Source organism: Mycolicibacterium arseniciresistens, from assembly GCF_030519285.1.
Lineage (GTDB): Bacteria > Actinomycetota > Actinomycetes > Mycobacteriales > Mycobacteriaceae > Mycobacterium > Mycobacterium arseniciresistens.
On the sequence record NZ_JAUMSQ010000131.1, the window covers coordinates 1 to 9026 of the forward strand.

Consider the following 9026-nt stretch of genomic DNA (forward strand, 5'->3'; position numbering starts at 1 on the left):
GAGGCGGCGCGCCTGGTGCATCGGCATCGCCGAACGCGCGCCGTGCACCCGGGCCTCGTAGCTGGCGCCGGCCACCACGCCGCGCCCGCCGAGCCCGCCGACGAGCACGGGCCTGCCCTTCAGCGTCGGCCTGGTCAGCTGCTCGACAGACGCGAAGAACGCGTCCATGTCCAGGTGCAGCACCCACCGCGCGCCCACACCCGCCGATGCTAGGGCGCTAGCCTGACGTCCATGCACGAGGTGCCGATCGTCGACGAGTCGATCCGGCTCGGCCAGTTCCTGAAGCTGGCCTCGCTGCTCGACTCCGGGTCCGATGCCAAGGCCGCGATCGCCGACGGTCTGGTCAGCGTCAACGGCGACGTCGAGGTGCGCCGCGGCCGCCAGTTGCGCCCCGGCGACACCGTGTCGATCGGCACGGAGTCCGCCCGCGTCGTGCGCGGTTGAATCGCATCGAACGCCCGTTTTTGCGCCCATGGTCGTGCTGGGTCTCCAGTCACGACCCTGCGTGCAAAATCGAGCGGGTCAATCCCGCCGGTCACGCCTTGGCGATCGCGACCCGCACCCCGTCGCCGATCTCGGCGCCGTCCGCGGCGTCACCGAAGTCGAACCGGGTGGCCAGGATCTCCCGCGCGATCAGATCACGGTGCGCCTGCGCCCACTCGGCCTGCCCGGCCGGCACCGACATCACCACCGAGATCCGGTCGGACACCTCCAGCCCGGTCGACTTGCGCAGCTCCTGGAGCTCGCGGATGCGGTCCTTGGCCCACCCCTCGGCCTCCAGCTCCGGGGTGACGTCGCCGTCGAGCACCACCAGCCCGGCCCCGTCGGCGAGTGCGGCCGTCCAGTCCGGGTCGGCGGCCACCAGGCGGGAGCTGAACTCACCGGGCTGCAGCACCGCGGGTCCGGCGGTCAGCGTGCCGTCCGGGTTCACCACTCCGGCGCCGGCCTTCACCGCTTTGATCGCGGCCTGGACGTCCTTGCCGAGCCGGGGCCCGGCGACGCGCGCGTTGACGGTCAACTCGAACCGGCCGTAGGCGGCGATGTCGTCGCTCAACTGCACGGCCTTGACGTTCAGTTCGTCGGCGATCAGATCGGTGAACGGCGCCAGCGCCGCCGGATTGTCAACGGCGACCGTCAGATTCGGCAACGGCAGCCTCACCCGCAGCTTGTTGGCCTTGCGCAGGGACGACGCGGCCGAGCACACCTCACGGACCTGGTCCATCGCGGCCACCAGGTCGGGGTCGCGCGGCAGGTCACCGGCCGCGGGCCAGTCGGTGAGGTGCACCGACCGCTCACCGGTCACTCCGCGCCAGATCACCTCGGTGATCAGCGGCAGCAGCGGCGCGGCCAGCCGGCCGGTCACCTCCAGCACGGTGTGCAGCGTGTCGATCGCGTCGGCGTCCTCTTCCCAGAACCGCGACCGCGACCGTCGCACGTACCAGTTCGTCAGCGCCTCGGTGAACTGCCGCAGCTGGTCGCAGGCCCCCGAGATGTCGCAGGTGTCGAGCGAATCGGTGAGGTCGTCGCGCAACTGCGCCAGCTTGGCAAGGATGTAGCGGTCCAGCACGTGCGGCGAGTCGGTGCGCCAGCTGCCCCGCTTCGGGGCGTAGAGCGCCAGGAACGTGTAGGCGTTCCACAGCGGCAGCAGCACCTGCCGGACCCCTTCGCGGATGCCCTGCTCGGTGACGACCAGGTTGCCGCCCCGCAGGATCGGCGACGCCATCAGGAACCACCGCATCGCGTCGGAGCCGTCGCGGTCGAACACCTCGGTGACGTCGGGGTAGTTGCGCAGCGACTTGCTCATCTTCTGCCCGTCGTTGCCGAGCACGATGCCGTGGGCCACACAGGTCTTGAACGCCGGCCGGTCGAACAGCGCGGTGGCCAGCACGTGCAGTGTGTAGAACCAGCCGCGGGTCTGGCCGATGTACTCGACGATGAAGTCACCCGGGAAGTGCGCGTCGGCGCCGCCGTGTCCGTCGGCTCCGCTGACGCCGTCGAACCACTTCTGGTTCTCGAACGGATAGTGCACCTGCGCGTACGGCATCGACCCGGAGTCGAACCACACGTCGAGCACGTCCTCGATGCGCCGCATCGTCGAGCGCCCGGTGGGGTCGTCGGGATTGGGCCGGGTCAGTTCGTCGATGTAGGGCCGGTGCAGATTGTCCGGCCGCACCCCGAAGTCGCGTTCGAGTTCGTCGAGGCTGCCGTACACGTCGACCCGCGGGTAGGCCGGATCGTCGGAGGTCCACACCGGGATCGGCGTGCCCCAGTAGCGGTTCCGCGAGATCGACCAGTCCCGCGCGCCCTGCAGCCACTTGCCGAACTGGCCGTCGCGCACGTGCTCCGGGTACCAGGTGATCTCCTGGTTGAGTTCGACCATCCGGTCCCGGAACGCGCTGACCCTGATGAACCAGGACGACACGGCGCGGTAGATCAGCGGATTGCGGCAGCGCCAGCAGTGCGGATAGGAGTGGTCGTAGGTCTCGTGCCGCAGCAGCACAGCGCCGTTGACGCCCGCCGAACCGCTGCCGTTCTTCAGGTCACGGATGATCTGCGGGTTGGCGTCGAAGACGTGCTGACCGGCGTAGTCGGGCACCGTGGCGTCGAAACGGCCCTTCGCGTCGACCGGGGTGACGGCGTCGATTCCCGCCGCCTGGCAGGTCGCCATGTCGTCCTCACCGTAGGCCGGGGCCAGGTGGACGATGCCGGTGCCGTCGTCGGTGCTGACGAAGTCGCCCGGCAGCACCACGAAGGAACCCGGCGCATGGAAGTACGGGAACGGCGGCAGGTAGCCGGTGCCGAGGAGCTCCCGCCCGGCGCAGGTGCCGAGGACTTCCGGCTCGTCACCGAACTCGCGGGCGTAGGCGGCCAGCCGGGCCTCGGCGAGGACGTATCGCCGGCCGTCCGCGGCCCGGATGTGGGCGTAGGTGACGTCGGGGTTCACCGCGACGGCCTGGTTGGACGGCAGCGTCCACGGGGTCGTCGTCCAGACGAGCAGGTGGGCGTCGGCGAAGTCGCCTCCGGTCAGCGGGAATCCGACCGTCAGCGCCGGGTCCTGCCTGCTCTGGTAGACGTCGTCGTCCATCCGCAGTTCGTGGCTGGACAGCGGGGTCTCGTCGTTCCAGCAGTACGGCAGGACGCGGTTGCCCTCGTAGGCCAGGCCCTTGTCCCACAGTTGCTTGAACGCCCAGATGACCGACTCCATGAAGCCGATGTCGAGGGTCTTGTAGTCGTTGTCGAAGTCCACCCAGCGGGCCTGGCGGGTGACGTAGTCGCGCCACTCGTCGGTGTACTTGAGCACCGACGCGCGGCAGGCGTCGTTGAACTTCTCGATGCCCATCGCCTCGATCTGCGCCTTGTCGGTGATGCCGAGTTGGCGCTGCACCTCGAGTTCGGCGGGCAGACCGTGGGTGTCCCAGCCGAACCGGCGCTCGACCTGGTAGCCCTGCATCGTCCGGTAGCGCGGCACGATGTCCTTGACGTATCCGGTCAGCAGGTGGCCGTAGTGCGGGAGCCCGTTGGCGAACGGCGGGCCGTCGTAGAAGACGTACTCCGGGGCGCCGTCGCGCTGGGCGAGGCTCGCCCGGAAGGTGTCGTCACGGTCCCAGTAGTCCAGGACGTCGGCTTCCAGCGCCGGGAAGTTCGGCGCGCCACCGGCCGGCTTGGGATAGGCGGTCACTGCGTAGTCTCCTGTGCCACGTGGTGGCCTCCGTCGAGGAAGCCACGTTCAGGCACGGGGACGACGTCGCGCCGGTGCGCGAACGCCGCGGTACCACCCCGCTTGCGCACCTCGCGATGCGCCGCTCGTTGTGGGCTGTGACGGGCCCATCCGTCCGGTTCTACTGGGACCCGGCGCGTGCCGGGGACCGTTCTTCCGGAGGCTCCCCGGTGATGTCCGGATCCGCGCCGATGGAGGCGATTCTAGCGTCAGGCCGCGGCGGTGGCTTCCGAGGTCAGCTCGATGAGCGCGAACGGGAACTGCTCGGTGAGTTCGAGCACCGTCACCCGGTCGAACCGGCTGCTGTCGTACCACCACTCCAGTTGGATGCCGGCGGCCGTGCGGTACAGCCGCAGTTCCAGGGCATGCCCGGCGACGGGCTGCCCCGCGGGAGCCTCGGCGCGCTCACCGAGATCGTTGAAGAACAGCTCCGACGCGGGGTGCGCGGACCCGAAGTAGTGCAGGATGCCGTGCCGGATGGTGCGGTGCGGCATCGCCGCGAGTGCGCGGTGCACCGCGCCGACCGCGTCGTCGGCGCTCACCTGACGTTCGGTGGCGCACGTCAGGTCGACCGGTTGCAGCACGGCCCTGCCGTTGCGGGCGACGTCGACGGCGACCACGCCGTGGCCGATGGTGCGGGCGATGGTCCGGCCGAGCGCGGCGAGCAGCAGTTCGTCGGCCGCCAGGCCGAGGCTGCCGGCGGCGCCGTCGAGTTCCATCGTCAGCATGTCGGTGAGCGGCATCGCCAGGCGGGTGGTGGCCTGCGGACTGCCGGGCGCATCGCGGTCCGCGATCCGTAGGCGGATGTTCGCGGGATCGACCGAATCCGTCGAGTTGAGGGCCGAATGGGCGAGATATGGGGCGACCATGCGGACCACGCTACGCCGCGTGTCCCAAATTTGGGAGACCCGTGCCAAAACTGTGACGGCACTGTCAATAAAGGCATTGTCGTCTTATTCCTGGTTGCCACTGCCCAATGTCGGGAACTGCCGCTAAGGTGGACACGTGCCCAGGACTGACGAGAACGGCAGACAGCTGAAGGCGTTGCTCGACTACCTGCTGGACGGCGATGTCGAGGCCAAGGACATCTACGACGCGCTCGGCATCTCGAGCAGCACGTACTACCGCCGCATCAAGGAGCAGGACTACCCCGACGCCGAGGAGCTGCGCAGAGTCTCCGACCGGTTCGCCCTGAGCTATCCGGACCTGCAGATCCGGTTCGGGCTGATGAGCCGCCAAGAGGTGTGGAGCTACATCGAGTCCGCCCCGTTCTCGGTGACGACGGCGGTAACCGAGGCGACCAGGACCGAGGCCCGGCCGATCAAATTGTCGGAAATGGCGCCGCGCCCGGACGCACCGCCGCTCTAAGCCGTACAATTTGCTGGACGATCCCCAGCCCGGAAAGCGGTCCCATGGCCCTCGCAACGCTGATCGCGATCACACTCCTGTGTATCGCGTGGAGCCTGTGGATCCGCCGTGTCACCTGGGGCTGCCGGTGGGAGGTCGCGGCCACCCTCAACATCGCTTTGCAGGGCATGGCGGTGTTCCTCATGTCGCCGTTCGCGTCCGAGACCGTCGGCCACTGGCTCTACGCGCTGACCGGCAAGTGGAACCTCGAGGACTACATCGGCCACGACTGCTACATCGTGGCCGCCTCGGCGATCGTCTACAACGCGCTCGGCCGCCTCGCCGACGATCACGCGATGCAGGTGTCGTTCAAACAGTACGTGGAGCGGCCCGCGACGCTGTGCATCCCGCTGCTGCTGGCCACGTTCTCCATCGGCAACGGCGCGGCCATCTACCGGCCCGACTTCTTCGACGTGCCGACCGACTTCTGGCTCAGCCTGTACTGGCTGCTGCTCTGCGGGACCCTCATCTACCTGCTGGCGTACGGGTCGCGGGCGCTGCTGATCCTGCGCAAGGATCCGCGGTCGCGCCGGATCGCCAACGTCTACCTGGCGGCGTCGGCCAGCGGGATCCTCGCCTGCATCGTCCGCATCACCACCGCCTTCGTGCCCAGCCTGCAGGCCATCGAGGGCGGCACGCTGGTGTGGATCTTCGCCTGCGGATGCGGCGCCGGGTTCGCGTTGGCCTCGGCGCACTCCTGGCGCATCAGAACCAAGTGGTTCACCCCCGCCGACCGCTGAGGGCGGGCGCCCGGTACTAGCCGGTGGCCGTCTCGGCCACGGCGAACGACGAACCGAAGTCCTGCACCGGCTGGTAGCCGCGTCGGCCCGCGCGCGCCGCGTCACGCCGGATCAGCACGTTGAGGCCGGCGAACGACCCCATGTCCAGCAGCATCGGTGTCAGCAGGCGGTTGTGCACGAAGCCGAGAGCCAGACCGCTCTCCGGGTCCGCCCATCCCAGTGATCCGCCGAGGCCGACGTGGCCGAAGCCGCGCATCACCCCGAACGGCAGCGAGTGGTAACCCAGGTGGAACGCCAGCGGCACCATGATGTTGCGGTCCGGACGCAGATCCGGCTCGCCCGTCAGGGCCGCCGTGGTCTCGGTGGACAGGAAGCGGGTGCCGTCGATCGACCCGCCGTTGGCGATGGCGCCGTACATCCTGGCCAGCCCGCGGGCGGTGGCGACGCCGTTGGCGGCGGGGATCTCCGCGTCGAGGAACGGGATGTCCCCCTGCACGACGGCCTTCATGCCAGGGAAGTACAGCGACCCGAATCCGCCGGAGAACTGCAGCCTGGCCACCCTTGGAGCGACGAAGTTGAACACCGGGTTGGCGATCCTGTTCTGCGGCACCAGGATCTGCGCGACGCGGGTGGCCGAGCCCGCGGGAGGGCGGCCCAGGTGCAGGCCGTCGGTGCCGAGCGGCTCGGCCAGCTCCGTGCGGATGAGATCGCCCATCCCCTGGCCGGTGACCGCGCGGGCCAGGCCCGACATCAGCCACCCGTAGGTGAGCGCGTGGTAGGCCGAGTGTCCGTAGAGCAGCCGGTTGACCGGGGCGTCGGCCAGCCGTTGCTCCATTGCGAGATGGTCGAGCAGGTCGACCCTGCCGACGCCGTTGAGTTGTGACAGCCCGGCTCGGTGGCGCATCACGTCCCGCACGGTGATGTGCGACTTGCCGTTGGCGCCGAAATCGGGCCAGTACTCGGCGACGGGCGTGTCGTAGTCGATCAGGCCGCGGTCGACGAGGCGGTGGATCACCGTCGAGGCCATGCCCTTGGTCGCGGAGAACACCATGGCGCCGGTGTCGGCCGTCCAGTACTGGGTGCCGCGGCGGTCGGAGTACCCGGTCCACACGTCGACCACCGGCTCGCCGTGCAGGTAGATCGACAGCGCCCCGCCGCCGAACCGCCTGCCGGGGAACAGCTGGGAGAAACCGCGCAGGGTGCAGGCGAAATTCCGGTCTGCCGCGCCCTGAACGCCGTGCGGGAGCGCTGCGTTGCGATCCCGTTTGGGTACGTCCGTCACAGAATCGAATTTACTCGCACCCCCGGCAAATAAACCAGGCGTTACCGAGTCGTTAACCAGCGAATTCTTGCGCCTCACCACCCGGCGGCGTCGAGGATCTCCTGTGCCGCCAGCGCGGGGGTGAGCTCGCCGTCGCGCACCCGGCGCTCGATCTCCCTGCGGCCCGCCTTCACGTCCGGGTGCGACAGCACGCGGTCGAGCACGGTGTCGCGCACCATGGCCCAGGTCCACTCGACCTGCTGGGTGCGGCGTTTCGCGTCGAACTCGCCGGCCTCGGTGAGCACCCGGCGGTGTTCGAGCACGGTGTCCCACAACTCGGTCAGCCCGGCACCGGTCAAGGCGCTCGTCGTGAGAACCGGTGGCCGCCATAGCGTTTCGCGCGGATAGATCAGCCGGATCGCACCGGCGAGCTCACGTGCGGCGGCCTTGGCCTCGACGGCGTGGTCACCGTCGGCCTTGTTGACCACCACGACGTCGGCGAGTTCGAGCACGCCCTTCTTGATGCCCTGGAGCTGATCGCCGGTGCGGGCCAGGGTTAGGAACACGAAGGTGTCCACCATGTTGGCCACCGTCACCTCCGACTGGCCCACCCCGACGGTCTCCACCAGGATGACGTCGAAGCCGGCCGCCTCGAGCAGCACGATCGTCTCGCGCGTCGCCTTCGCGACCCCGCCGAGCGTGCCCGAGGTCGGCGACGGCCTGATGTATGCCTCGGGGTGCACGGCCAGCTTCGCCATCCGGGTCTTGTCGCCGAGGATCGAGCCGCCGGTACGGGTGGACGACGGGTCGACGGCCAGCACCGCGACGCGGTGTCCATGCTCGATGAGGTGCATGCCGAGCGCTTCGATGGTGGTCGACTTCCCCACCCCCGGCACGCCGGTGATCCCGACGCGCAGGGCGCTGCCGGCCTCCGGCGTCAGCTCCAGCAGCAGTTCCTGCGCCCGTTGGCGGTGGTCCGCGCGCGTCGACTCGACGAGTGTGATGGCCCGCGCGAGCGCTGACCGGTCGCCGCTGCGGACGGCGTTGGCGAGGTCCTCGGGGCTGGTGCTCATCGAGCCGATGGTGGTCTGGTCCTAGCCGATTTCGTAGCCCAGCCGCTCGGCCAGCTTCTGCAGCAGGCCGATGGCCGCGTCGGCGATGACGGTGCCGGGCGGGAAGATCGCGGTCGCGCCCGCCGCGTAGAGCTCGTCGAAGTCGCCGGGTGGGATGACGCCGCCCACGACGACCATGATGTCCGGACGGCCGACCTCGGCCAGCGCGTCCCGCAGCGCGGGCACCAGGGTGAGGTGCCCGGCGGCCAGCGAGGACACCCCGACAACGTGCACGTCGTTGTCGGCGGCCTGGCGGGCCACCTCGTCCGGTGTGGAGAACAGCGAGCCGACGTCGACGTCGAAACCGATGTCGGCGAACGCCGTGGCGATGACCTTCTGGCCCCGGTCGTGGCCGTCCTGGCCCATCTTGGCCACCAGGATGCGCGGCCGGCGACCGTCGGCGTCGGCGAACTTCTCCACCAACTCGGTGGCCGACGAATATGGACTGATGTTTCCGCCTCCTCCCGAGACCTCGTCACGGTAGACCCCGGAGATCGTCCGGATCTCGGCCTGGTGGCGGCCGTACACCTTTTCCAGTGCGTCGGAGATCTCGCCGACGGTGGCCTTGGCGCGCGCGGCGTTGATCGCCAGCGCCAGCAGGTTGTTGCCGAGGCCGTCCTCCCCTGCGTTGTTCCCCGGGTCGGCCCCCTGGCCTTCGGCCGGGAGGTACCCTCGACGCTCCTGCCCGCCGGCTGCCCCGTGTTCGCCGGCCGCGCGGGTCAGCTCGGCAAGTGCGGCCTCGACCGCCGCCGGATCCCGGTCGGCCCGCAGCTGTTCGAGCTTGGCCA

9 protein-coding genes are annotated in these 9026 nt (G+C 69.5%); 3 read left to right on the plus strand and 6 right to left on the minus strand.

Going from position 1 to position 9026, the window contains the following annotated elements; translation table 11 throughout:
• On the minus strand, positions 1-168 hold a 168-nt coding region (locus tag Q2100_RS17190), incomplete at its 3' end, for a Y-family DNA polymerase (protein ID WP_456094141.1).
• A gap of 63 nt (positions 169-231) precedes the next feature.
• On the opposite strand from Q2100_RS17190, the gene Q2100_RS17195 reads away from it, so the two are divergent.
• Complete coding sequence (locus Q2100_RS17195) at positions 232-444, plus strand: RNA-binding S4 domain-containing protein (RefSeq protein ID WP_264013871.1); 213 nt, start codon at positions 232-234, stop codon at positions 442-444.
• A 91-nt stretch (positions 445-535) separates the two neighbouring features.
• On the opposite strand, the gene ileS is transcribed toward Q2100_RS17195, so the two are convergent.
• Both ileS and Q2100_RS17205 read right to left on the minus strand, forming a co-directional pair.
• A complete protein-coding gene (ileS, locus tag Q2100_RS17200) occupies positions 536-3679 on the minus strand; it encodes an isoleucine--tRNA ligase (RefSeq protein ID WP_302915051.1) in 3144 nt (1047 codons plus the stop codon).
• Positions 3680-3927: 248 nt separating this feature from the next.
• On the minus strand, positions 3928-4587 hold the full coding sequence (locus Q2100_RS17205; RefSeq protein WP_264013869.1) for a hypothetical protein: 660 nt from the start codon (positions 4585-4587) through the stop codon (positions 3928-3930).
• Between the two features lie 136 nt (positions 4588-4723).
• On the opposite strand from Q2100_RS17205, the gene Q2100_RS17210 reads away from it, so the two are divergent.
• Together Q2100_RS17210 and Q2100_RS17215 are read left to right on the plus strand one after the other, a co-directional pair.
• Positions 4724-5086 carry an XRE family transcriptional regulator gene (locus tag Q2100_RS17210; protein WP_264013868.1) on the plus strand — a complete coding sequence of 121 codons (363 nt, stop codon included), beginning with the start codon at positions 4724-4726 and terminating at the stop codon, positions 5084-5086.
• 44 nt (positions 5087-5130) lie between these two features.
• Positions 5131-5865, plus strand: coding sequence for a hypothetical protein (locus Q2100_RS17215; RefSeq protein ID WP_269894324.1), 735 nt, complete (start codon positions 5131-5133; stop codon positions 5863-5865).
• A 16-nt stretch (positions 5866-5881) separates the two neighbouring features.
• Here Q2100_RS17215 and lipL read toward each other — a convergent pair whose 3' ends face one another.
• The 3 genes from lipL to Q2100_RS17230 all read right to left on the minus strand — a co-directional run.
• Positions 5882-7147, minus strand: coding sequence for an esterase/beta-lactamase LipL (lipL, locus tag Q2100_RS17220; protein ID WP_302915052.1), 1266 nt, complete (start codon positions 7145-7147; stop codon positions 5882-5884).
• 74 nt (positions 7148-7221) lie between these two features.
• On the minus strand, positions 7222-8199 hold the full coding sequence (meaB, locus tag Q2100_RS17225) for a methylmalonyl Co-A mutase-associated GTPase MeaB (RefSeq protein ID WP_302915053.1): 978 nt from the start codon (positions 8197-8199) through the stop codon (positions 7222-7224).
• Positions 8200-8220: 21 nt separating this feature from the next.
• Positions 8221-9026: methylmalonyl-CoA mutase family protein (locus tag Q2100_RS17230; RefSeq protein ID WP_302915054.1), on the minus strand; the 806-nt coding region annotated here is incomplete at its 5' end.

Bases quoted from the DNA above. Each gene is read 5' to 3' on its own strand.
- meaB (WP_302915053.1), bottom strand. From the start codon at position 8,199: ATGAGCACCAGCCCCGAGGACCTCGCCAACGCCGTCCGCAGCGGCGAC.
- Q2100_RS17195 (WP_264013871.1), top strand. From the start codon at position 232: ATGCACGAGGTGCCGATCGTCGACGAGTCGATCCGGCTCGGCCAGTTC.
- Q2100_RS17215 (WP_269894324.1), top strand. From the start codon at position 5,131: ATGGCCCTCGCAACGCTGATCGCGATCACACTCCTGTGTATCGCGTGG.
- Q2100_RS17205 (WP_264013869.1), bottom strand. From the start codon at position 4,587: ATGGTCGCCCCATATCTCGCCCATTCGGCCCTCAACTCGACGGATTCG.